The 22885-nt window shown below is 63.2% G+C and carries 24 protein-coding genes; 12 read left to right on the top strand and 12 right to left on the bottom strand.

Going from position 1 to position 22885, the window contains the following annotated elements:
* Nucleotides 1-80: 80 nt before the first annotated feature.
* The gene (locus B3M53_RS08335; RefSeq protein ID WP_273021276.1) at nt 81-2609 is read left to right on the top strand and encodes a DUF4175 domain-containing protein; all 2529 of its coding nucleotides are present in this window, start codon (nt 81-83) and stop codon (nt 2607-2609) included.
* A 3-nt stretch (nt 2610-2612) separates the two neighbouring features.
* On the opposite strand, the gene B3M53_RS08340 is transcribed toward B3M53_RS08335, so the two are convergent.
* A complete protein-coding gene (locus B3M53_RS08340) occupies nt 2613-3458 on the bottom strand; it encodes a zinc-ribbon domain-containing protein (RefSeq protein WP_286800070.1) in 846 nt (281 codons plus the stop codon).
* A 68-nt stretch (nt 3459-3526) separates the two neighbouring features.
* Here B3M53_RS08340 and ftsE point away from each other — a divergent pair, with 68 nt between their 5' ends.
* Genes ftsE through B3M53_RS08365 form a run of 5 tightly spaced genes read left to right on the top strand, consistent with a single transcriptional unit; the run spans nt 3527 to nt 7508 of the window.
* Nucleotides 3527-4246 (top strand): cell division ATP-binding protein FtsE, encoded by a 720-nt coding sequence (gene ftsE / locus B3M53_RS08345; RefSeq protein ID WP_160093225.1) that lies wholly within the window; start codon nt 3527-3529, stop codon nt 4244-4246.
* Nucleotides 4243-5145, top strand: coding sequence for a cell division protein FtsX (locus tag B3M53_RS08350; protein WP_022701320.1), 903 nt, complete (start codon nt 4243-4245; stop codon nt 5143-5145). Before ftsE ends, B3M53_RS08350 begins: the two co-directional genes overlap by 4 nt.
* Nucleotides 5136-5711, top strand: coding sequence for a YdcF family protein (locus B3M53_RS08355; protein WP_160093224.1), 576 nt, complete (start codon nt 5136-5138; stop codon nt 5709-5711). The genes B3M53_RS08350 and B3M53_RS08355 overlap by 10 nt, the downstream gene beginning before the upstream one ends.
* A gap of 22 nt (nt 5712-5733) precedes the next feature.
* Nucleotides 5734-6468, top strand: a complete 735-nt coding sequence (locus tag B3M53_RS08360) for a lysophospholipid acyltransferase family protein (RefSeq protein ID WP_040705002.1) — start codon at nt 5734-5736, stop codon at nt 6466-6468.
* Nucleotides 6465-7508: a DUF2125 domain-containing protein gene (locus B3M53_RS08365; protein ID WP_273021271.1), complete on the top strand. Its 1044-nt coding sequence runs from the start codon at nt 6465-6467 to the stop codon at nt 7506-7508. Before B3M53_RS08360 ends, B3M53_RS08365 begins: the two co-directional genes overlap by 4 nt.
* Nucleotides 7509-7584: 76 nt before the next feature.
* On the opposite strand, the gene hisC is transcribed toward B3M53_RS08365, so the two are convergent.
* Together hisC and B3M53_RS08375 are read right to left on the bottom strand one after the other, a co-directional pair.
* Nucleotides 7585-8664, bottom strand: a complete 1080-nt coding sequence (gene hisC, locus B3M53_RS08370) for a histidinol-phosphate transaminase (protein ID WP_273021269.1) — start codon at nt 8662-8664, stop codon at nt 7585-7587.
* Complete coding sequence (locus B3M53_RS08375) at nt 8661-9446, bottom strand: class I SAM-dependent methyltransferase (protein WP_273021267.1); 786 nt, start codon at nt 9444-9446, stop codon at nt 8661-8663. The genes hisC and B3M53_RS08375 overlap by 4 nt, the downstream gene beginning before the upstream one ends.
* A 104-nt stretch (nt 9447-9550) precedes the next feature.
* Between B3M53_RS08375 and gloB the strand changes: the two genes are divergently transcribed.
* Nucleotides 9551-10318, top strand: a complete 768-nt coding sequence (gene gloB, locus B3M53_RS08380; protein WP_273021265.1) for a hydroxyacylglutathione hydrolase — start codon at nt 9551-9553, stop codon at nt 10316-10318.
* On the opposite strand, the gene B3M53_RS08385 is transcribed toward gloB, so the two are convergent.
* The gene (locus B3M53_RS08385) at nt 10319-11440 is read right to left on the bottom strand and encodes a hypothetical protein (RefSeq protein WP_273021263.1); all 1122 of its coding nucleotides are present in this window, start codon (nt 11438-11440) and stop codon (nt 10319-10321) included. It lies immediately after the preceding gene.
* Nucleotides 11441-11502: 62 nt separating this feature from the next.
* Between B3M53_RS08385 and B3M53_RS08390 the strand changes: the two genes are divergently transcribed.
* Nucleotides 11503-11955, top strand: a complete 453-nt coding sequence (locus tag B3M53_RS08390; protein WP_273021261.1) for a cupin domain-containing protein — start codon at nt 11503-11505, stop codon at nt 11953-11955.
* Nucleotides 11956-11964: 9 nt separating this feature from the next.
* Here B3M53_RS08390 and B3M53_RS08395 read toward each other — a convergent pair whose 3' ends face one another.
* Nucleotides 11965-12696, bottom strand: a complete 732-nt coding sequence (locus B3M53_RS08395; RefSeq protein WP_273021259.1) for a DUF4908 domain-containing protein — start codon at nt 12694-12696, stop codon at nt 11965-11967.
* Nucleotides 12697-12766: 70 nt separating this feature from the next.
* Complete coding sequence (locus tag B3M53_RS08400; protein ID WP_349678832.1) at nt 12767-13489, bottom strand: beta-ketoacyl-ACP reductase; 723 nt, start codon at nt 13487-13489, stop codon at nt 12767-12769.
* Between the two features lie 205 nt (nt 13490-13694).
* Between B3M53_RS08400 and phaR the strand changes: the two genes are divergently transcribed.
* Entirely contained in the window at nt 13695-14291 is a 597-nt protein-coding gene (phaR, locus tag B3M53_RS08405; protein WP_022701309.1) for a polyhydroxyalkanoate synthesis repressor PhaR, read from the top strand.
* 633 nt (nt 14292-14924) lie between these two features.
* Here the strand turns inward: phaR and B3M53_RS08410 are convergent.
* Nucleotides 14925-15413: a hypothetical protein gene (locus B3M53_RS08410; RefSeq protein ID WP_022701306.1), complete on the bottom strand. Its 489-nt coding sequence runs from the start codon at nt 15411-15413 to the stop codon at nt 14925-14927.
* Nucleotides 15414-15473: 60 nt separating this feature from the next.
* The gene (locus B3M53_RS08415) at nt 15474-16202 is read right to left on the bottom strand and encodes a glycosyltransferase family 2 protein (RefSeq protein WP_273021255.1); all 729 of its coding nucleotides are present in this window, start codon (nt 16200-16202) and stop codon (nt 15474-15476) included.
* Nucleotides 16203-16313: 111 nt separating this feature from the next.
* Between B3M53_RS08415 and B3M53_RS08420 the strand changes: the two genes are divergently transcribed.
* The 3 genes from B3M53_RS08420 (at nt 16314) to B3M53_RS08430 (ending at nt 19573) form a co-directional block, all read left to right on the top strand.
* Entirely contained in the window at nt 16314-18017 is a 1704-nt protein-coding gene (locus tag B3M53_RS08420) for an ArnT family glycosyltransferase (RefSeq protein WP_273021254.1), read from the top strand.
* Nucleotides 18014-18916 (top strand): hydroxymethylglutaryl-CoA lyase, encoded by a 903-nt coding sequence (locus B3M53_RS08425; RefSeq protein ID WP_273021253.1) that lies wholly within the window; start codon nt 18014-18016, stop codon nt 18914-18916. The genes B3M53_RS08420 and B3M53_RS08425 overlap by 4 nt, the downstream gene beginning before the upstream one ends.
* A 102-nt stretch (nt 18917-19018) precedes the next feature.
* Nucleotides 19019-19573, top strand: a complete 555-nt coding sequence (locus tag B3M53_RS08430; RefSeq protein ID WP_273021252.1) for a DUF305 domain-containing protein — start codon at nt 19019-19021, stop codon at nt 19571-19573.
* Nucleotides 19574-19586: 13 nt separating this feature from the next.
* Here the strand turns inward: B3M53_RS08430 and B3M53_RS08435 are convergent, their stop codons facing one another.
* Genes B3M53_RS08435 through cysS form a run of 4 tightly spaced genes read right to left on the bottom strand, consistent with a single transcriptional unit; the run spans nt 19587 to nt 22757 of the window.
* On the bottom strand, nt 19587-20471 hold the full coding sequence (locus B3M53_RS08435; protein ID WP_273021250.1) for a glycosyltransferase family 2 protein: 885 nt from the start codon (nt 20469-20471) through the stop codon (nt 19587-19589).
* A 14-nt stretch (nt 20472-20485) separates the two neighbouring features.
* Nucleotides 20486-20842, bottom strand: a complete 357-nt coding sequence (gene yidD / locus B3M53_RS08440) for a membrane protein insertion efficiency factor YidD (protein WP_273021248.1) — start codon at nt 20840-20842, stop codon at nt 20486-20488.
* A 49-nt stretch (nt 20843-20891) separates the two neighbouring features.
* Complete coding sequence (locus B3M53_RS08445; RefSeq protein WP_273021246.1) at nt 20892-21329, bottom strand: iron-sulfur cluster assembly scaffold protein; 438 nt, start codon at nt 21327-21329, stop codon at nt 20892-20894.
* Nucleotides 21330-21368: 39 nt separating this feature from the next.
* Nucleotides 21369-22757 (bottom strand): cysteine--tRNA ligase, encoded by a 1389-nt coding sequence (cysS, locus tag B3M53_RS08450; protein ID WP_273021244.1) that lies wholly within the window; start codon nt 22755-22757, stop codon nt 21369-21371.
* Between the last annotated feature and the right edge of the window lie 128 nt (nt 22758-22885).

Here is a 22885-nt window from a genome sequence, read left to right on the forward strand (position 1 = left end):
CCCGAACCCACTGCAAGTGAGCAAACGCGCTAGGCCATTCCCCCGTGCAAACCCGCGCCTGACGGTCTAGCTTTCACATCATGCGACGCGCCACCGCCTTCTTCCGAGCCCGCGCCGCGCTTTTATGGGAGCGCGCCGCCCCGGTGCTGATCGGCCCGGCGGCTCTGCTGGGCCTGTATCTCGCGCTGGCTCTGTTCGGCGTTTTCGAGCGTCTGGGTGATCCATGGCGTCTGATCAGCCTGGCGCTGACCCTTGGCGGCGCCGCCGCCTTCATCCGCTGGCGCCTGCCTGCCTTTTCCTGGCCGAACCAGACCGAAATCGAACGCCGGATCGAGGATGATAGCGGCCTGACGGACCGCCCGTTCGAGGCTATGCGCGATGTTCCGGCGTCCGGCGATCCGGCCCTGTGGGACGCGCATATCGCGCGCATGAAGGCCCGGCTCGAACACGCCCATGCGCGTCGCCCGAAAGCGGCCTGGGGCCGACTTGATCCTTATGGTTTGCGCGCCAGCGTCATGCTGGTTCTGCTCACCGGCGCGTTCCTGTCAGGCGAGCTGGCGGGACCGCGCCTGTCGGACGCCTTTGCGCCACGCCTGCTGGCGGGCGGAGGACAGGATGCGCGCGTGGATCTGTGGGTTGAGGCGCCGGACTACACGAACCGCCCCGCCTTGTTCCTGCGCGACCGGCGCAGCGCGGAGATTCCTGAAGGCTCGGTGCTGTTCGCCCGCATCGCAGGCCTGAACCGCGCGCCCAGCATTTCCGGCGCGCCATCCAGCACCGAAACCCTCTCAGACGGCGTACAGCTGGCGCGCATCGAACCGCAATCAGATGGCGTGATCAGTCTGCGCGCCGGGCGTTTGCGCGAAACTGTCGATCTAACCCTCATTGAGGACACGCCGCCCCACCTGACCTTCGCGGCAGAACCCGAAGGCGATGCACAGGGCCGGCTGAAACTCGAATTCGTCGCCGAGGACGATTACGGGCTGGAGACGATTTATCTTGAATACGCCCAAGCAACGGGCAGCGACGGCGCGACCGCGTCAGACTTCAAGCGCTATGAGATCAGCCCCGGCCAGATCCGTCCGTCTGATGAGGATGGGTTCAGCCTGGCCGAGATCGACTTGTCGCGCGATCCGCTCGCCGGCGAGCGCGTGGTGATCCGTCTGGCGGGCGTCGACGGCGCCGGTCAGCGTGGGCAAAGCGGCGACATGACGATCACCCTGCCCCAGCGCGTGTTTCTGGATCCGCTGGCGCGCTCTGTCGCCAGTGAACGCCGCCGCTTTCTCCAGGTCTCAAACGATTATGCGGCCATGCCCGACGGACCGCCGCGCAATACCGGCTTTCTCGATGATCAGCCCCGCCGCCGCCTGGAACGCGCGCCGGATGAAGTCCAGCGACTGGCGCTGGCGCTGAACGCCGCCAGCGACGCGCCGCCGCGCTATTTCGATGATCCCATCGTCTGGATGGGACTCCGGACCGCCTTGATGGAAGTCCGCCGGGCGCGTGAGCTGGGCGAACTTGATCATATGGAGAGCGATCTGTGGGAGATCGCCCTGCGTGCGGAACTGGGCAGTCTGGCGGATGCGGAAGCCGCCCTCGCCGCCGCCGAACGCGCTCTGGCGGATGCGCTGGCGCGTGGGGCGGACCAGATCGAAATCTCCGCTCTTCTGGATGCGTTCGAGCAGGCCATGGACCGTTATATGCAGCTTCTGATGCGCGAAGCCGCCGAGGCGGGCCGCTTCGCCGAGGGCGGAGGCGGCGGCATGAGCGCGGACATGCTCGAGCAATTGCTGGAAGCCCTGCGTGAAGCGACGGAGCTGGGCGATACGCAAGGTTCGCGACAGGCTCTGGCCATGCTCGCAGAACTTCTGCGCAACATGCAGGTGACCCTGGGTCAGGGCGATGGCGACGGCGAGGGGGAAAGCGCCGCAGCTCAGGCCCTGCGCGAAGCATTGGAAGAGTTGAGCGAAACCATCACCGAACAACGCGGTCTGATGGAGGATACCTTCAACGCCCAGCGTGACGGCCAACAGGGCCAGAACGGCGAGACAGGCCGCGATCCCCTGTCTGATCCGCTGGCGCCGGGCGAGGCTGAGCCCGGCGGCGGACCTGAAGATGATGGCGCCCAGAGTTTTGAGCGTCAGGACAATGGCGGAGGCGCGAGCCTGCGCGATCTGGCCGGGCCGCAAGAAGACCTGCCCGGCAGCCTGGACGATGTGGACGATTCACTCTCCGGCGGGGAGGCCGGGGAAGAGGCGCGTCAGGCGCTCGATGACGCACGCCGCGCCATGGAGGACGCCGCCCGCGCCCTGCGCGAAGGCGATGGCGAGGATGCTCTGGCGCGACAGGATGAAGCGCTGGCGGGTCTGCGCAGCGCCGCCCAGTCCGCAGCCCAGGCGCTGGAAGAAGAACTGCGCCAGGGCGAAGACGGCGAGGGCTCAGATCCGCTCGGCCGCGGCGCTGCTGAAGGTCAGGACACCAATTTACCCAGTGAAAGCGAGCGCCAGCGCGCCCGTGACATCTTGGAAGAACTGCGCCGCCGCGCCGCCGAACGTGGCCGCCCCCAGGAAGAGCTCGATTATATCGACCGCTTGCTGGAGCGTTTCTGAGCCTCAGTGATGCTCGGATGCATGCGGTTCGGCAGATGGCTGGCCATGATCTGAAGACCCATGTTCGCCTTCTGCAGCCGGTGTCTCGTGTGATGTTGGCGCAGCGTGGGTTTCACCCTCATGCGCCTGAGCGTCTGCAAGATCGGCCACACCCTCTTCCGCAATAATCACCTCAACCCGCACAGCGCTCTCGGGCACGGTGTCCAGGCTGGTGTAGAACCGCTCGGCGCCGCCGCCCGGCAAAACCGCGGATTCCAGCTGCACCGGCCAGCTGTTCAGAACCGCGCCGTGCGAATCAAGCACACGGGCGTTCAGCGGCACGGTCGGGCGTTCCCCGCCAGTGATGTTCTCCAGAACGCCTTCCACATACAGCCCGCCGTCTTCAAAGCTGGCGGTCAGCATGCCCACTTCCAGGCCGTAGGGATTGATGTCCATGCCCACCGCCGCATAGGCGCCGGCGGTGCGCGGCCAGGTCTGGACGATATTGACGCGGAAGATCACCGCGCTGATCAGGGCGACAGCCACACAGGCGGCGACGCCTGCCCAGCCTGCGCCTTCGACAGCCATGGCTTGCTTGCGGCGCTGTTGTTCGGCGCGGGCGCGCACGGCGGCGGCCGGCTTTTCGCGAATGGACGGCGCAGGATCGTCTTCAAAGTCCGCATCAGTGGGTTCGGGAGCCGCCTCGCTCACATCAAAGCTTGGCTCCACGGGTTCGTTCAGCGTCAGGCCTTCATCTTCCACGACCCAGGAGTGCGCGCACGCGGCGCACTTCACCTTATTGCCGCGGGCGGCCAGGGCTGCTGCATCCACGCGATATTTCGCCTCGCAGCTGGGACAGGTCACGATCATGGACGGACGCCTCGCTTGTCCTGCATAGTCAGTTTCGAATTCTCGCCAAGCTGCGGTACGCCAGACCCATGAGCTCAGACCCGAACGATACGACACCAGAAGCTCACGCCAATGAGACGACAGTGCGCTTTGATTCCGTGGGCATGCGCTATGGTCGGGGGCCCGAAGTGCTCAGCGACCTAAGCTTTGAGTTACCAAGCGGAAGTTTCCATTTCCTCACCGGTCCGTCCGGCGCGGGAAAGTCTTCTCTGCTGCGACTTATTTATCGCGCTGAACGGCCGTCCCGCGGGTTGATCAATCTGTTCGGCCGGGACGCCTCGCTTTTGCCGCGCGACGCCCTGCCGACCTTGCGTCGGCGAATCGGCGTGGTGTTTCAGGATTTCCGCCTGCTCGACCATCTCACCGTGTTTGACAATGTGGCATTGCCCCTGCGTGTGGCGGGTCAGGCGCGCTCCGCCTATGCCGAGGATGTGGCTGAACTCCTAGCCTGGGTAGGGCTGGGCGAGCGTATGGACGCGTTCCCCTCGACCTTGTCAGGCGGCGAACAACAGCGCGCCGCCATCGCCCGCGCCGTCATCTCAAAGCCGGATCTTCTGATCGCGGACGAGCCTACGGGCAATGTGGACCCGGAAATGGCGCGCCGTCTGCTGCGCCTGTTCGTCGAGCTGAACCGGCTTGGCGCAACCGTTCTGATGGCCACTCATGACCTGACCCTGGTCAATAGCCTGAACGCCCCGGTGCTGGAGCTGTCTGACGGCCGGCTGGTGGGCAAGGTGCGCGCCGCATGAGTGAGAAGCAGAGCAAATCCCCGCGCGTCGCCCCCTTGCTGCCCCCTGATTCGGGGCGGGACCGGCCCTTGTTTGCGGTGGCGGCCATCCTGGTCTTTCTCGCCTGCCTCTCCGCCTTTGGCGCGGCAGGCGCCTGGCGCGCCGCGGATGGCTGGACCGATCAGCTGACCGCTGAAATCACGGTGCAAATCCTGCCCGGTGATGGGCGGGACGCGGATGCGGACGCCGTGGCCGCTGCTGAGGCCATCGCCCGCCTGCCCGGCGTGACGGGAGTGACCGCGCTGGATCGGGCCGAGGCCGAGCGCCTGGTCAGCCCCTGGCTTGGCTCGGCGGATTTGCCTGAAGACCTGCCCATCCCGCGTCTGGTCGCGGTTCAGATCGACGCCGAGGCTCCACCGGCCACAGGCGCAATTGAAGCCCTGTTATCTGACGAACCCTATGAGATCCTGGTGGATGATCATCAGCGCTGGGAAGATGCGGTGCAGCGCGCCGCCAACGCCGTGCGCTATTTCGCGCTGGGACTGGTGCTGCTGTTGACGGTCGCCGCCGCCGCCGTGGTCGCGTTCGCCGCCCGCGCCTCGCTCGCCGCGCGCTGGGATGTGGCGGAAGCCCTGCATCTGGTCGGCGCGCCGGACCGCTATGTCACCGGCCTGTTCCAGGAACGGTTTTTCTTTCTGGGCCTGAAATCAGGGCTGGCGGGCTCAGCCGCTGCAGCGCTCGCCGCCCTGGGGCTCGCGCAAGCGGGGGCAGCGTCAGGCGGTTTGTTCTTCGTCCCCACGCTGGAGCTGGGCTGGAGCGCCTTGCTGATCCCGCCCCTGGCCGCCCTGATCGCGGCGCTGATCGCAGCCCTGGCGGCGCGCTCCGCCGTCGCCAGTGATTTGAAGGCGAGATGGATATGAGCAGCGGACGGTTCTTCAGGCTTGCCGCCTTCATCCTGCTGACCGCCTATGTGGTGGGCTTCGCCCTGTTCGTGCGCCAGGCGCGCACCTTCATGCCCGAGGCGACGGTTCGTGCAGAAGCCATTGTGGTGCTCACTGGCGGACCGAACCGGGTCAGCTCCGCCGCCGCCTTGTTGCGAGACGGATCAGGCCAGCGCTTGTTGATTTCAGGGGTGAACCCCGACAGCCCGCCCGCCGACATCGCCGCCGCCGCCGGCGCGTCCGAAGACCTGTTTGAATGCTGTGTGGATTTCGGATTGCAAGCGTCTGACACCATCGGCAATGCCGCTGAGACGGCCGCCTGGGCGCGGTCACACGGCTATGAGCATCTGATCGTGGTCACCAGCGATTATCATATGCCGCGCGCCTTGTTAGAGCTGCAGGCGGCCATGCCGGATGTGCGCCTGAGCGCCTATGGCGTGCCCGCGCCGGCGCCCTGGAGCGGCGGCCACGAGGCCCGGCGCTGGATGGTGGAGTATGTAAAATACGCCGCCGTCTATGGACGCGAACGCTTTCGCACGCTTTAAGCGCTTCTGAACTGTCGGGGAGATGCCTGTGGCCGCACTCAGGTCAGCAATTTTTGTCGTCTGGATGTATGGGCTGATGCTTGTGATGGGCCTGTTATGCGCGCCCTTCTTGCTGGGGCCGCGCTCTGGCGTAAAAGCCTGCATGCGGCTCTATTTGGCGCTGGTGTTCGGCGGCCTGCATTGGATCTGCGGCATCCGTTACGAGGTGCGGGGCCGCGAGCACCTGCCTGAGGGCGGCGCGCTGATCGCCTCCAAACACCAGTCCATGTTTGAGACCCTGGCCTTCTGGGCGATTCTCGACGATCCCGCGATCATCCTGAAAAAGGAATTGTCCTACCTGCCCGTCTTCGGCTGGTACGCGATGAAGCTCAAAAACATCAAAGTGGATCGCGCCGCCGGGGCCAAGGCTCTGCGCAACATGCTCAAGCAATCGCGGGAGCGGGCGTCCGAAGGTCGGCAGGTGGTGATCTTCCCCCAAGGCACCCGGCTTGAGCCGGGTGAACACGACACCTACAAGCCGGGCGTGATCGGACTGTACAACGCCATGAAAACACCCTGCGTGCCCGTCGCGCTCAATTCGGGTCTGTACTGGCCGCCCCATGGTTTTGTACGCAAGCCCGGACTGATCATTGTCGAGTTTCTGCCCGCTATTGAGCCGGGACTGAGCAAAGACGCCTTCATGACCGAACTTCAAACCCGGATTGAAACCGCGTCCGACGCCCTGTTGACGGACACGAACCAGAAAGACGCAGCATGATCGGCAAACCGGCCACCGACACACCGCCGTCACGGCTTGGTCTTTACGTGCCTTTCGCCCTGCTGGCGGCCGCGATCCTGGTGCACGCGGTCTACTGGGTCATGATGTCCGGGCGGATCCATCAATCGGCGCAAGCCTGGATCGAAGACAAGATCGAAGCGGGATACGCAATCGAGTACAGCGCGATGAACGTGCGCGGTTATCCGTTCCGCTTCACCCTGCATCTGTCTGACAATGACGTCTCGGCTCCCGCAAGTGCTGGGGGCTGGCGCATTTCTGTCGAGCACGCCACCGCCAGCGCCCAGTTCTACAACCTCAATCACTGGATTGTCGGCCTGGACGAGCGCGTGGTGCTGGACACTGTGATCGGCGCCGAAGACGCGCAGTACGAGCTGTTGAGCGAGCAGGCGCAGTTCAGCCTGATGACCCGGAACGGCGTCACCCGCCAGATCGGAGCCGAGATCACGGGCCTCACGGTGCAAGCGCTGTCAGGACCGCAACCGTTGGCCTCCGCCGTGGACCGCCTCGCTATGACCGGGCGCATGTCCGAGACCGGAGAACTGCTCAGCGGGTTTATTGTGGAAGGTCTGCGCTTTGATGACTCCCGGCTGGACAATCCGCTACAGGCTGCGTTCGGCGAGACTGTCCAGCTGTTGCAGCTCGACAGTGTCCTGACCGAATTTGACACCCTGTCTCTGGAGGGCGACCCGCTGGCCTGGACCCGCGCGGATGGACGCCTGATCATCCGCCAAACGCGTCTGGACTGGGGCCCGGCGGCGTTGACCGGTTCGGGAGAGGTGACGCTGGATCGCCAGATCCGCCCGGCCGGACGGCTGAGCGTGGTCGTGTCTGATCCCGAAAGTCTGATCTCGGCCCTGGAAGACGCCCGGCTGGTCTATGACGAACAGGGCGCAGCCCTGCGCCTCGCCGCGATGATGGCGCCGCGTCGGGATGAGGGCATCGCCCTGCCCTTCCTGTTGCAAGATGGCGGCCTGTTCCTGGGGCCGGCCCGGATCGGCGATCTGGGCGCACTGAATTAGACCTCTTGGCTGAGAGCACCAAAAACCCCGGACGGTATGACCGTCCGGGGTTTTTCTAATTGATCGAGGAGCCCGGCTAGCCTTGGGTGAACGCCGTCAGCGCATCCACGACAGCGCGGTTATGCGCGTCCAGCCCCACAGAAATGCGCAGCGCATTGGGCAGGCCATAGGGCTGTACGCCGCGTACGATCAGACCACGTTCAGCGAGGAATTTATTTGCATCGTCAGCGGTCTTGCCCGGCGTTTCAGGGAAATGGACCAGCACGAAATTGCAGACCGACGGCGTCACTTCGAGACCCAGGCCGCCCAGTTGCTGGGTCAGGAAGGCGAGCGACTGATCGTTATGCGCTTTTGATTTCGCGACGAACTCGACATCCTGGATCGCTTCAACGCCAGCTTCAATCGCCGGCAGGTTGACGTTGAACGGGCCGCGGACGCGGTGAATGACATCCACCACCTGTTTGGGGCCATACATCCAGCCCAGGCGCAGGCCGGCGAGGCCATGAATTTTCGAGAAGGTACGCGTGACGACCACATTGTCGTATTCACTCACCAGCGCCAGCGGGTCTTCATAATCCGGCGCATCAACAAACTCGCCATAGGCGCAGTCGACCACCAGCAGCGTGGAGTCCGGCAGACCTTCGCGAAGACGGCGGATTTCCGCGCCCGGAATCCAGGTCCCGGTGGGATTGTTGGGATTGGCGAGGAACACGATCTTGGCGTCATCGCCCGCGGTCTCGATCAGCGCATCCACATCCGCCGTGTAATGCTTTTCCGGGGCGGAGACGATCTCGGCGCCCGATTGCATCGCCACCAGACGATAGACCAGAAAGCCGTACTGGCTCTGAACGACCTTGTCGCCCGGCGCCAGATAAGCCTTGCCGATCAGCTGCAGCAATTCATCCGAGCCGGCCCCGCAGACGATCTGCTCAGCCTTGATGTTCTCCATCTTGGCGATGGCTTCGCGCAGCGCGGTCGCGCCGCCGTCCGGATAGGTGTGCAGGACGCTCGCCGACGCCTTGAACGCCTCGGCGGCTTTCGGGCTGCACCCCAGCGCGTTCTCGTTGGAGGACAGCTTCACCGCCCCCTCGGGCGCAGCGGCGCCGGGCACATAGGGTTTGATGTCGAGAAGACCGGGACGGGGCTGAAGCGTCATGATGCGCCTTTCTGCTCATCTGAATGCGAGGTCGTATCTGAGCGAGGAGATAGCGCGGGCCTTGTCGCGCCTTCAAGGCTCTTTCTGCGCACACGCTGCGTCGCGCCGCCCGGACGCACCGCGCCCACATGCTTGACCGCCTCGCTGAGGATCAATCCCCCGAAGGCCGGCCAGAGCCGCTCACCTGTCGACTCAAACGCGCGGACAGTCTTGGGGCCGCAGGCGAACCGCCAGGGCGGCGCGTAGAGCGCGCGTGACCAGGCGACCGGTTCAAACAAAGCATCGCTGAGCAAACCGCCAAGCTGGCTGCGCGAAAACGGTCGGCCGTGCCCGAACGGCGTTGAATCCACACGCGACCACAAACCGGACCGATGCGCGGCGATCACCAGCAGCCGGCCTTCAGGGGCCATCACCCGCCAGACTTCTCGCAGCAGACGCGCCGGGTCAGCGGCTTCTTCAAGAGCGTGCACCAGGATGACGCGATCAAAGAGGGCCTCTTTGAAACCAAAACGCTGTTCATCGCCCAGCATGGTCAGGCCGCCCTTGCCCACGCCTTGCGCCGGCCAGGGCACCGCCCCCTGTGCGGCGGGCATGAAGGCGATGGCGCGGCGCGCCCTGTCTCTGAACGGCTCAAGAAAAGGCGGCGCATAGCCAAAACCGAGCATGTCCAGCCCCTCCACATCCGGCCAAAGCGCCTGGATCCGGCGCTGCACCATGTCGCGCGCCGCCCGGCCGGGGGGCGTGCGGTAAAAGCGGGCGATGTCCAGCGCGTCGGTTCGCATCAGTCAGCTCATGGAAACAGGGTTCAGCCCCATGCTAGGCTGTTCCCTTCATCTGGGTAAGGCTTGGCTCCATTCAAAGAGTCCAATCTGTGAAAGGCGACTTCATGGCGCTCGAAATCCGGCAGTTTCCCTGCCTTCAGGACAATTACGGGTTTCTGGTCCGGTGCTCCGAAACCGGAGAGGTCGCTGTGATCGACACGCCCGAAGCCGAAGTCATTCTTGAAGAGGCCCAGACGCTGGGCTGGCCGATCTCCGCGATCTGGAACACCCATCACCATTGGGACCATGCTGGCGGCAACGCCGCCATAGCCAAAGCCACGGGCGCGCAGATCATCGCGCCGCGTGCTGAACAGGCGACGATCGGTCATGTGGACCAGCCGGTCAGCCCCGGCGACACGGTGATGCTGGGCGATGAGCGCGCGCAAGTGATTGATGTGGGCGGCCACACGCTGGGCCATGTGGCGTACTGGTTCGAGGATGCGGGGGTGGCCTTTGTGGGCGACAGCCTGTTCGCGTTGGGCTGCGGACGCATGTTTGAAGGCACGCCCGAGCAGATGCAGGCCGGGCTGGCGCGCCTTCGCTCTCTGCCGCCTGAAACCGTGATCTATTGCGCCCATGAATACACCCAGGCCAACGCCCGCTTTGCGTTGAGCATCGATCCCGACAATCAGGCTTTGCAAAGCTATGCGCGCCGCGTGGACGCCTTGCGCGCAGACGATCAGCCGACCATCCCCACCGTTCTGGCGGCGGAGTGCGAAGCCAATCCGTTCTTACGATGGGATGATGAGGGGCTGCGGGCGCGCCTCGGCCTTCAAACGGCCAGCGATGCGCAAGTTTTCGCCGAATTGCGGCGGCGCAAGGACACGTTCTGATCAAGCCGCCTGAGCGTGCGGCTCCAGGCTGAGCGCAGCGTCGAAATCTTCAAGCAGGCTGCGTGCTTCGGCGACCGGCAGGTCACAGGCTTGTCTGTCGCCGACCCAGAAGCGCCAGGAGGCGCACACATGCTGGATGCGGCTCATATCCTCGCCCATTTCCACGAACATATCCGGCGCCATGATCAAAAATTGCGACAGGGCGGCGCCGTCGCCATCCTTGATGAAGCGTGAGAACTGCTCATGGTATTGCGACAGGCGGTTCTGGACCCGCGCCCAGCGCTGTCCCGCCAGCCGGGCGAGTCCGCCCATGGCCTGGCGATACTCATCGCGGTCACTGGCGTTCAGCTGTCCCAGATTGAGCTGCTTGAGGGATGCGATGAACTCCGACAATTCCGTATTGCAGCTGCCTGCGCGCCAGCAATAGTACAGCGTGCCCTTCCAGCCGTTGACGCCGTCGCGATACTGTTCGGGCGACATGTTCAGCGCCAGACGCAACACATCGAGCTTGGAGGAGGTGTGATCCTCAAACAGGGTCGACGCCAGCTTGCGCGCCTTGGACAGTGAGCCATCCTGATCTGAATTCATCGCCCGGCGAACCAGAAGATTGATCTGACCCGCCACAAACTCGCTGATGGCGCTGAGCTCACGCTCGTTCATCTCGAAATACGCGTCAGACACCGGGCGCTTATCCAGACGGAAATGGTCAAACAGCAAATACGGGTCAAAAGACGGCAGCTTGGACAGCTCGCGCAGGCGCGTGATGTCTTCACGGAAACGCGGCAAGGCGCGCGACACGCCCAGATGGCTGCTCAGCTTCTCATCCAGAGCCGGGTCCTCGACAAAAATGCTATGACCGCCCGTATCCAGATTGCGTTCGGAAATCGGGATGATGATCTTCGTGGCTGAGATGCGGGCGCCGCTCAGCTGTTCGCGCTCCCACGGCCGCAAAGTGTGTTTCACAATGAAGCTGGTGTTGAGGCGTTTGGTGTTGAACATGGCGGTCTTGCTGGTCATGCCCAGCGGACCGGCGCATTCGTGAACCGACAACAAATCAATCACACGGCTTGTCGAGCCGCCTGATTTGAGCAATTTCAGTTTTCCGAACGTGTTCTGGGCCATGGACCTGCACCTGTTCTACTTTGAGAATGCTTTGCAAATTTCAGGCCAAAAGGAAGTGCATCATGACGCCAACCGGTGATTTGGGCGTGAACGAGATCATTCGCATGCTCGGCATGAGGCCCCATCCGGAGGGCGGCCATTATGTCGAAACCCATCGCGCAGCGCCCGGTCCGGACGGCCGATCGCGCTTCACGGCGATCTATTTTCTGCTCGCTGCTGACCAGGTCTCGGCCTGGCACAAGGTCGACGCCGCCGAAACCTGGCTGTGGCAGGCCGGCGCGCCCTTGTCATTGAGCTGGAGCGAGGACGGCGTGTCCGCCCGCAATCTCCGGCTCGGCCCCAATCTGAGATCTGGCGAGCGACCACAACTCATTATCCCGCCGCACGCCTGGCAGACGGCGGAATCGCTTGGCGCCTGGACTCTGGTCAGCTGCCTGGTCGCGCCAGGATTTGAATTTGATGGATTTGAGATGGCGCCGAAAGACTGGCGTCCCGGCCCGGACGGCGCGCCCTAGCTGAGCCGATCAGCGGCTCTGACTCTCAAGGCTCTGACGGATCAGGGCCGAGCTGGGTCGCCCGCCATACCCCATGGACGGGGTGATGGAGATGTCCAGAACTTGTCCGTCATAGGACACGCGCGGACGCTCGCCGACGCCCAGCCGAACAACTTGCAAGTCGCGGACACTGCGCCGCGGCGCCAGATCCGCCCCCCGACGCACCATGCGCATGGCGTCCGCCATATACGCGTTGCCTTCAGGATCAAGCGCAGTCAGCTCGGCGCGCACCTCGTTGCGAGACAGCTCTGCAAGCGCTTGCGCCATATCAGTGGCGGCACGCTCCAGTGCGGAGTCTTCCATGGGCTGGACTTCAAAACCTCGCGCCTGGCCGACCGGTTCCACAATCACGCCATCAGGCCGATCCGAGGGGAAATAGGTCCAGCCGCCCAGATTGGACTGGCGCAACATCACGCGTCCGGTATCTGTGAGCCAGACCTCGCCGCCCCCCGCTGCGCGCGCCTGATGCACGGCCAGCACTTCGTCATCGCTGTCCGCCTGGATCAGCGGCATACGCGCCGAGCGGTCAAAAATGAAGCCGCCACGACCATCAGCGCGCTCGAACCACAGCGAGCGCTCCACGGCCTGAACCTCCTGCCCCAGCATGCGCCGGAACGGGTTGGGTTGAGCGACGCCTTCTGCAGTCCCCAGCGCCCATAGCCCGGCGCCAATGACAAGAAGGCCAAAAATACCACGTTTCATGGCGATGGAGATTAAGCCGCTTCAGGGCGATTTCGAGGCGCAAGCAAGGTGTGTCTGCGACCGATGACAGTTAGGCCATGTACTGACCGCCATTGGCGGTCAATGTGGCGCCCGTGATGAAGCCGGCATCGTCAGAGGACAGGAACACCACACAACGCGCGATCTCCTGCGCTTCCCCCAGACGACCCACAGGTATCGTGGAGATAATCTGCTGCCTCACATCTTCGGGAACCGCCATCACCATTTCCGTGGCGATATAGCCAGGGCAAATCGCATTGACGGTGATGCCCTTGCGCGCGCCTTCCTGCGCCAGCGCCTTGGTGAAGCCCAGATCCCCCGCCTTGGCGGCGGAATAATTGGCTTGGGCGAACTGGCCTTTCTGGCCGTTGATGGAAGAAATCGTGATGATCCGCCCAAAGCCGCGCTCTCGCATGCCCGGCCACACAGGGTGGGTCATATTGAAAACGCCGCTGAGATTGGTGTCGATCACCTCCCGCCATTGCCCGGGGGACATTTTATGAAACGGCGCGTCACGGGTGATGCCGGCGTTGTTGACCAGCACGTCCACAGGACCCAGCTGGCTTTCCACCTCTTTGAGGCCCTCAACGCACGCATCGTAATCGGCGACTGACCATTTGAAGCTTGGAATGCCGGTCTCTTCGGTGAATGCGGCTGCGACTTCGTCATTGCCCGCATAATTGGCGCCGACAGAATATCCCGCCGTTTTCAATGCAATCGAAATTGCGCGCCCGATCCCTCGTGTACCGCCTGTCACCAAAGCTGTTCGCCGCATTACGATTTCCCCTTTGTCCTTCAGTACAAATCCGGGTTATGCTGCGCAGCATAACAATGTGGCGCGCGCAGCAATCCAGCTGTGACGGCCACACTCCGACCCCTGGCGCCGCCCCTATGATTAATGACGTTGAATTGCAGCTGAGTCGAGCCGGATGTTGTGGGACCATCGGAGTATCCAAGAGGGATCTTAGGGAGGACACCGCGTGACCGAGACTAAAAAGTCTGACGTCGTAACCATCAAGAAGTATGCGAACCGCCGCTTATACGACACGTCCGCAAGCCGTTATGTGACGTTGGACCATCTGCGAGAACTCGTCCGGGAGGGCCGTGACTTCAAGGTCATCGACGCCAAATCGGGAGACGATCTGACGCGGGGCGTTCTGGCCCAGATCATCTTCGAAGAAGAATCCAAGGGCGAGACGCTGCTTCCGGTGGAGTTCCTGCGCCAGCTGATCTCGTTTTACGGAGACTCGATGCAATCCATGGTCCCCAGCTATCTTCAAATGTCGATGGACACCTTATCGCGCCAGCACAAAGCCATGCGCGACAAGATGACCGGCGCCATGGGGGATGCGATGGGCGGCAATTCCATGGCTATGCTTGAAGAACAGACCAAGCGCAACATGGCGATGTTCCAGCAGGCGATGTCGATGTTCACGCCCTTCTCCACGGGCGCCGGCATGGGCGACGCGCCCCCCGCACCCGCCTCCGACAACCCGCGCAGTGACGATGTGCAATCCCTGCGCGCCGAGCTTGAAGCCATGCGTCAGAAACTTGATCAACTGGCGGATAAGGACTGATCCGTTTCGTTTTGAAACGCGAACACGATTAATGACGCGTTTAGAGACGTAAACGAAGCGTTAAAACTGGCCTGGACCTTGCTCGGTTCAGGCCATGTTTGTTTCTGGTTCCAATTCTCCGCGCCGCCTGGCTCTGCCCGCGCCCGCCCGCTCTCGCGCCGATCAGGTTCAGCCTGCGACGCCGGGCGCGCCGAGCCGGCGCGAGGATCGCCGCGCGTCGGGCCGACCGGACCGTCGCGCAGCCAAACGTGACGCAGAGCTGGCGCCACCCCCCGCCGTCTCCCGCGCGACAAGCGCGGTGGGGGTTCAAGTTCAGGCAGACTTCCCGCACCCGCGGCGCGGCCTGCGCGCAGACGCCAGTGAACGGGCCCGGTATGCCCGCGCCTATGATCACGCCCAGCAGACCGTGAGCGGCCAACCCGCCCCCCGTTCGCAGGAGCGGTCGGCATGAGCAGGCTCTACACGCTGAAAGACCTTCAGGACCGGTTCAGTCCGCTGTGGGATGGCGCCTGGGTCTTCGCGCTGTTGTTCGTGATGATCTGAGACCCGAAGCAAGAGCGCAGACTTCCCCAGAAACACAAACGGCCGGCTCCATCATGGAACCGGCCGTTTTCATTGCGTCAGGCTTATAGACTAGCCGGCGCCCAGATCACGTCGGGCCGAAATCGCCGTCACGGTAAAGCCCGCAACCACATCCAGAAGACTCATCACGATGAGCAGGAAGAAGGTGGAGGTGGCGAAGACCGGAACCAGCAGGAAGAGCAGAATGCCCACCAGCAAGGTCGCCATGGACAGACCATGATTGAGCAAGGACGACGTGCCCGAACTGGCGGATCCCACCATTTCAATAAACAGCATGGCCAGAGCCAGCGTGAGGATCAGGTCAGCGGCGGACACCGCCCACTCGCCGCTGGGCAGGCCCAGGGTGATCAGCGGATTGGTCAGCATGGACGCGCCTTCGCCGCCAAAAAAGGCGTCGCTATAGGCGACCAGGGCGTAAACCGCCATGGGAATGAGTAATTTCGGAAAAATCGTAAACACGTTGAGCCCCCCGCTCTGTTGTACCTGCGCTTCAGAGCTGGCGAGCCCCACAGCGACACCTGAACCCGTCGGACCGGTCATGACCGTTCTCCTATCCCCGTCGCCCGTCCACCACCGGCGCCGAAGAACTCGGTCGCCTGATCAGGCCTCGTCCCAGCCGCCGGGCTGACGCGCACGACTGTTAAGCCACATCATACCTAGCATATCGCTCAAAGAGGCGAAAAGACGTCCCAGATTGGTATATTTCGATTGGCCGGCGGTGCGTGGCCTGTGGCCCACATCCCGAAAGCCCACATCAAAGCCTTCGCGCTTCATCAAGGCGGGGAGGAAGCGGTGCTGGTGATCAAAGAAGGGCAATAGCAAATAAGCGTCCCGACGGAAGGCCTTGAGCCCGCAGCCTGTGTCGTCGGCATCGTCATTCAGCAAGGCTTTGCGCACGCCATTGCCAAGCCGCGATGCGGTTTTCTTCCACGCGCTGTCCTGGCGTCCCACGCGACGCCCCGCCACCATGCCGGTGGTCTCCGGCGCCGCCATCAGGGCGTCGACCAGGGTTGGAATATCGGCGGGCGGGTTCTGGCCATCGCCATCCAGCATGCAGATCAGCGGCGCCTTGGCGGCCAGAACGCCGGTGCGGATCGCACGAGACTGCCCGGCGTTCTTGCGGTGCGTGACGATCCGAAGCGTCGGGATGGTCGCCTTCGCCGCCAGCAATTCAGCCAGCGTCTCATCGGTGCTGGCGTCATTGACCAGAACGATTTCGTGCGAACGGTCTTTCAGAACGCTATAGATTTCTTCGGCAAGACGCGCAGCGTTACCTGCCTCGTTATGCATCGGCGCGATAATACTCAGCTCTGGGCGGGGATCAGTCATGAAACGCTTCGTCTTGGACGGACTTGCTTGAAGAATATCTTGCCGCGTTTCATACCGATTATTCACACAGACGCACGACCTTTTTCTTTTTTCTCTGCGCCCGGGCCGTTCATGTCGTTGCAAGATCGCCTGATAAACACCGAACGGGCCAGCCTGTTCATCGCCGGCCTGGCCCTGATCGCCAGTCTTCTGGGCGTATTCACATTGCCTGTGCTCGACCGCGACGAAGCGCGCTTCGCACAGGCCAGTGCGCAAATGCTCGAAAGCGGCGATTTTGTCGAGATCCGGTTTCAGGACGAGCCGCGCCATAAAAAACCCATCGGGATCTACTGGCTGCAAAGCCTGAGCGTCGCGGTGACCACCGGGCCGGAGGCGCGTGACATCTGGGCCTACCGCCTGCCGTCGGTGCTGGGGGCGATGCTGGCTGCGCTGAGCGCCTTCTGGGCGGGCCGGCGCCTTTACGACCATCGCACGGGCGTCTTCGCCGGGGCGCTGGTGTCCGTCACGCTGTTGCTGGCGTCTGAAGGCGGCATCGCCAAGACCGACGCCCTGCTATGCGCCATGACCGGGCTGAGTTTTCTCGCCTTTGTCGAGGTCTGGCTGGCGAAAACGGATTCACGCCGCCGCCGCTGGGCGGTGCTGATGTGGGTGTTCGTGGCGCTGGCGGCGCTTATCAAGGGCCCTGTGACGCCCGCCATGATGGGGCTGGCGGTGTTGACGCTGTGTGCGCTCGAACGCCGCGTGATCTGGCTCAAGGTGTTTTTCTACTGGCCCGGCCCGGTGCTGGCCGCGCTGATCCTTCTGCCCTGGCTGATCGGCGTGCAGATCGCCACGGACGGCGCCTTTCTGTTGGACGCGCTGGGCGGCGATATGGCCCCCAAGCTGGTCTCCGGCCATGAAGGTCATGGCGCGCCCCCGGGCAGTCATCTCCTGTTACTGCCGATCCTGTTCCTGCCCGCGATCGTCAGCCTGCCCACAGGACTGGCGAGCCTGATCAAGGATTGGCGCGACCAGACGCAAGACGCACAAGCCGCGCGCCTGCTGGTCGCCTTTATCGCGCCTGCCTGGCTGCTGGTGGAACTGATCCCCACCAAGCTGCCCCATTACCCCTTGCCGATATATCCCGCCCTCGCGGTCATCGCCGGGCTCGGTCTGGCCCGCTGGGGGCGGGTGGAACGCCGCTGGCGGCTTGTGGGGCTGGGATTGCTGGGCCTGGGCGTCCTTTTGGCGAGCGGCCTTCTGATCGCGCTCGCCTGGCGGTTTTCCGGCGCGCAATGGGCGGCCTTTCTGGCGACCGGGATCATGGTGTTTTGCGGGCTCGCGGCGACCTTCGCGCTCTACATGCGGCGCTATGATCTGGCGTTGATCGGCCTGGTGGTGATCGGGCTGAGCTGGCATGGGCTGGGCCGCGGCGTGGTCGCGCCGTCCGCCGAGATCCTGTTCCCCTCCGGCCCCGCAGCAGCGGAAGTCGCGGACATGCGTGCGCTTGTGGGCGATGCAGAGCTCGTCTCCACCTATACCGAGCCCAGCTTCGTCTTCCTGACGCGCGGCGCGGTGCATTTGCGCGATGCGGATGAGATCGCTGCAGATCTGGCGGCCGGGCGCCTCGATTTCTCCACACCGCGACTTTACGTATTTGATCTGAGCCGCTGGAGCGATAATGCGGCGGAGACCCTGCGCCCGTTTGTGCAGCGCGCCTGTGCGGTGCGGCTTGTGGACGGGTTCAATTATTCACGCGGCGACGACACGGTGTTGCTGATCGCCGCGACCGGCTGCGACGCCAGCGCCGCCGAAACTTCTGGGAGCAGACCATGAGCCGTTCTATCGAGATCGTTGAAGTCGGACCGCGCGACGGCCTGCAAAACGACCCGGTCCTGCTTGAAACCTCCGTAAAGCTGGACTTCATCGACCGGCTGATCGACGCCGGGGTCAAGCGCATGGAAGCGGCCAGCTTCGTCAATCCCAAGGCGGTGCCGAAAATGGCGGACTCCGTCGCCGTGATGGAGCAGGTCCCCCGCGATCGTGGAGTCTCCTTCATCGGGCTGGCGCTGAATGAGCGCGGCATGCGCCAGGCGATCGAGTCGCGCTGTGACGAGATCAATTACGTCATGGTCGCCTCTGAAGGCTTTGGAAAGCGCAATCAGAACGCCACTCCGCAAGACACCGCCGACCTTCTGGACCGGATCGCGGTGCTGGCCCATGACGCAAGCATTCCCCTGTCCGCCACCATCTCGGTCGCGTTCGGCGACCCGTTTGACGGTGAAGTAAATCCCGCGATCCTGGGCGAGCTGGCCGGACGCGCCGCAGCCGCCGGGGCGACCGAAATCGCGCTGGGCGACACCATTGGCGTTGCGACGCCCTGGCAGGTCAACAAGGCCGTGGAGATCGTGCGCGAGGCCGCGCCGAAAGCGCGCCTGCGCCTTCACTTTCACAACACCCGCAACACCGCCATCGCCAATGTCTACGCCGCCGTCGAGGCAGGCGTGGATGTGATCGACGCGTCAGCGGGCGGGATTGGCGGCTGTCCGTTCGCTCCGAAAGCAACCGGTAATGTGGCGACCGAGGACGTGGTTTACATGCTCGAACGCGGCGGATTCAGCACCGGCATTGATCTGGACAAGATGATTGAGACAGCCCACTGGCTCGAACAGGTTGCGCTTAAACACCCCATCGAATCCGCGCTCAGCAAGGCAGGGCCGTTTCCACCGCGTTGACGCCCTGCGTCCGGCGCGTCTGTTTTTCAGACCCAAATCTCGGAACAACTGCGCCTGAACAGCGTTGCAAGTCCTCCTGGTTTTTCGAAACTGAGGGTTCTGATGACCGACAACAACAAGTACTGGCGCTTCGCCGCCATGATCGGGACGTCATCCCTGATCATGTTCATCCTGATGTATTTCAACACCTTCGCATTCGAGCATCTACGCTGGAGCGAAACCCGGTTCTACATGACCTTTGTAATGGGCCCGGCGATGGCGGTGGTCATGCTCTCCTTCATGCTAGGCATGTACAAGAACACCAAAATCAATCTCGGCATCTACGCCGGCAGCGCCTTGGTTTTCATCCTGGCGCTGTTTCTGGTCCGATCCCAGGTCACTGTCGGCGACCAGTCCTACATGAGGGCGATGATCCCGCACCATTCCATCGCCATCATGACGAGCGAACGCGCAGCTCTTGAAGACGCTCGTGTGCGCCAGTTGGCCGATGAAATCATTCAAGCTCAACGGCGCGAGATCGAGGAAATGAACTGGTTGATCCGTGATATCGCCGAAAACGGCGTCGCGGCCACAAACGTCGAGGCGAACGCTCGTCCGGTTCCAGAGTTCGGAGACGATCTCACCGTGCAAGATGCGGCAGGTGCTGATACGCCCTAGGGCTGCTTGTCCTTCAGAGATCGGTCGCTGACAGCTTGGCGCCAGAGCGCGCCTGCAGGCGCGAGACAAGCGAGCGCGCCAGCGCGCCCAACAGGAAGACCGGTCCCAGCACAAAGCCCTGCACCGGACCGATCAGGCCGCCATGCAGGGTGAAATAGCGCGCCAGCCCCAGCGCCTTGAAGATTTCCACCTTCACCTGGCTGATCTTGGAGGTTGATCCCACATGGGCGATCTCCACGCGCGGTTCAAACACGACCTCACCGCCCGCGTCCCGGGCGCGCTTGCAGATGTCGATATCCTCCACATGGAGGAAATAACCCTCGTCAAACCCGTCAAGTATCTCAAATCCATGACGGGTCATCACCATGGCCGCCCCTGAAACCGTCGGCATCTGCACCGGCTCGCCGGGAAGCGGTTCATGTTCGCGGTGAAAGGCGCACGACAGACCCAGGAACCCCGTGAACGCAGAGCCCAGGGTCAGGGCGCCGCGACGAGCCCCGCGCTGCTCCTTGCCATCAGGCCCGATCAGGCGGGCGCCGATAATGGCGGGCTCGGTTCGCCCCTGCAGCGTCTCTCGCAGGCGGATGGCGTCGCCCGGTTTCAGAACCGCATCCGGGTTGAGGAACAACAGAACATCGCCTTGGGCGGACTTCGCCCCGATATTGCAGCCGCGGGAGAAGCCCAGATTGGCGCCGGTATGAATCAGCTTCAGCCGCCCGTCATGACGGGCGCGCTGTTCGAGCTGATCGACCATGTCTGACGGATTATCGTGATTGACGAGCACAAGCTCGTCCACATCGGGCGCCGCCAGCACGGAATCCACGCACTCAAGCAGGACGTCACCCGTACGAAAGGTCACGATGACCGCCGAGATGCCCGATCGGACTGGTTGATCCACGTCCGTTCCCCCACTCATTCACGATCCGGCGCATCATCCGCCGGATGTATGTAGCCTTGCCTGTCTCGCACTGGCCCCTCGCGCAGCGCCCAGACTTTCCACCACGCCGTTCTCGGGCGAGGTGCGGGAGCCGGGTCATATCCCCAGCTGCCGCCTGGTCGACACCGAAGCACTCGACCCGCCGCCAGCCAGGAGCCGCGCCACAATCCTTGTTCGCGCACGCAATCGGTTGCGTAGTTCGAACAACTGGGCTGGTGTCGGCAACGCACGCCAAACGCGTATAGGATCGGAGACAGTCCGATTTGATAAGCGCGCAGCAATACCAGTCCAACGCGAGTCGGCAAGCGTGCAAGTCCAGCTCGTCTACACATTAGAAGCCCAGTTCCGCACGTGATCAATCCAAAACTCGTTTCGAGTCCCCTATTGGGCCTGAGTTTGAGCGAGCGCCGCCTCAAAAGCCTCCAGCGCCGCGTCAAACGCCAGCAGTATAGACCCGTGACGCTGGCGATAGGCGGCGGCGGGCTGAAGCGCGACCAGGGCGGAAAACCGGCCGCCTGGCGGCGGCGCACCCTCTTTCAGCATCGCCCGTAGCGCTTCCCGCGCGGCGCGAATTTCGTCCAGGTCAGCCCCGATCGCCGACCGGGCGAACACGCTGGCGCTGGCCTGGCCCAACGCACAGGCTTGCAGCTCAAGCCCGATTTCGGAAATACGCCCTTCATCCAGTTTGAGGTCCAGCGTCAGCTCGGACCCACAAATCCGGGAGACCTTGTGGGCGCTGCCATGAGGGGCGCTCAGGCGGCCGATATGCGGGATATCAGCCGCCAGTTCGAGCAGGTCGTTGGAATAGATGTCGCTCATGAGCGTTATGTCCGCTCCCAAGCGGTCGATTTCAAGGCGTCAGCCCTTCAGCCGCCAGGTGGCGCCTTCCGGACCATCATCCACCTGAACGTTTTTCGACGTCAGGATTTCACGGATGGAGTCCGCCTTGGCGAAGTCCTTGGCCTGGCGCGCTTCAAGACGCTCTGCGAGCAATTGGTCGATCTCCGCACGCAGCGCTTCATCGACCGTATCGAGACCAAACCAGGCGTCAGGGTCCGCTTCAAACAATCCAAGCAGGCGTCCCGCCGCCAGCAGTTCGCCCTTGGCTTGCGCCTGCTCTTGCTCGCTCTCGGCCTTGTTGGCGCGACCGGCGATCTCAAACAGCGCCGCCAGCGCCTTGGGGGTGTTCAGATCATCGAGCAGCGCCTCCAGCACTGCCGCGGGCACGTCCACCTCAGCCGCCTCGACATCCTTGAGCCGCCGCAGGACGCCATACAGACGATCCAGCGACCGCTGCGTGACCTCGAGCAGCTTGGCGTTCCAGTCCAGCGGCGCCCGGTAATGGCCCGTCATCAGGGCGTAGCGAATGGTCTCGCCCTTAACCCCGGCCTGCAGCAGGTCATTGGGCTTGATCACATTGCCCAGAGACTTGGACATCTTCTCGGACGCCATGGAGAGGAAGCCGTTATGCAGCCAGTAATTGGCCAGCGCCGCGCCGCCATGGGCGCAGACAGACTGGGCCACTTCGTTCTCATGGTGCGGGAAGACGAGGTCTCCGCCGCCGCCATGAATGTCGATGGTTTCCCCCAAGGTCGCCTCGATCATGGCCGAGCATTCAAGATGCCAGCCCGGACGTCCCGCCCCGAAAGGCGCGTCCCATTCCGGCTCACCCGGTTTGGAGGGCTTCCACAAAACAAAATCAGCAGGGTCGCGCTTATAGGGCGCGACTTCCACACGCGCGCCCGCGATCATGTCTTCCAGATCCCGCCCAGAGAGCTTGCCGTAATCGTCATAGGCGCTGACGGAAAACAGCACATGCCCTTCGGCGGCGTAGGCGAAGCCGTCCGCCATCAGTTTTTCGATCATCGCGATCATTTGCGGCATGTGCGCGGTGGCGGCCGGTTCCAGTGAAGGCGGCAGGATCGCCAGAGCGGCACTGTCTTCACGATAGATTGCGGCGTATTTGTCCGTGATCACGGAAATATCAACGCCGGCGTCAGCCGCCGCCTTGTTGATCTTGTCGTCCACGTCGGTGATGTTGCGCGCATAGACCACACGGTCCGCACCATAGATGTGTCGCAGCAGACGGAACAGCACGTCAAACGCCACTGGCGGGCGGAAATTTCCAATATGGGCTTCAGAATACACCGTCGGACCACACACATACATCGTCACCCGCTCTGGATTGATCGGGACGAAGTCGCGCTTTTTGCGAGCGGCGGTGTCATACAGTCGAAGGACGGTCATCTGAGCTTTTCCAAAAGTCTGAGCGCAGCGCAGGGATTTGCGTTGCACCAGTGCGCCGGTCTACAACGTCGCTCGCTTGGGAAAAAGACTTCTTACGGCATTGGACATTTCAAATGCCGAAACTAACT

This window comes from Oceanicaulis sp. UBA2681 (assembly GCF_002354675.1).
GTDB lineage: Bacteria > Pseudomonadota > Alphaproteobacteria > Caulobacterales > Maricaulaceae > Oceanicaulis > Oceanicaulis alexandrii.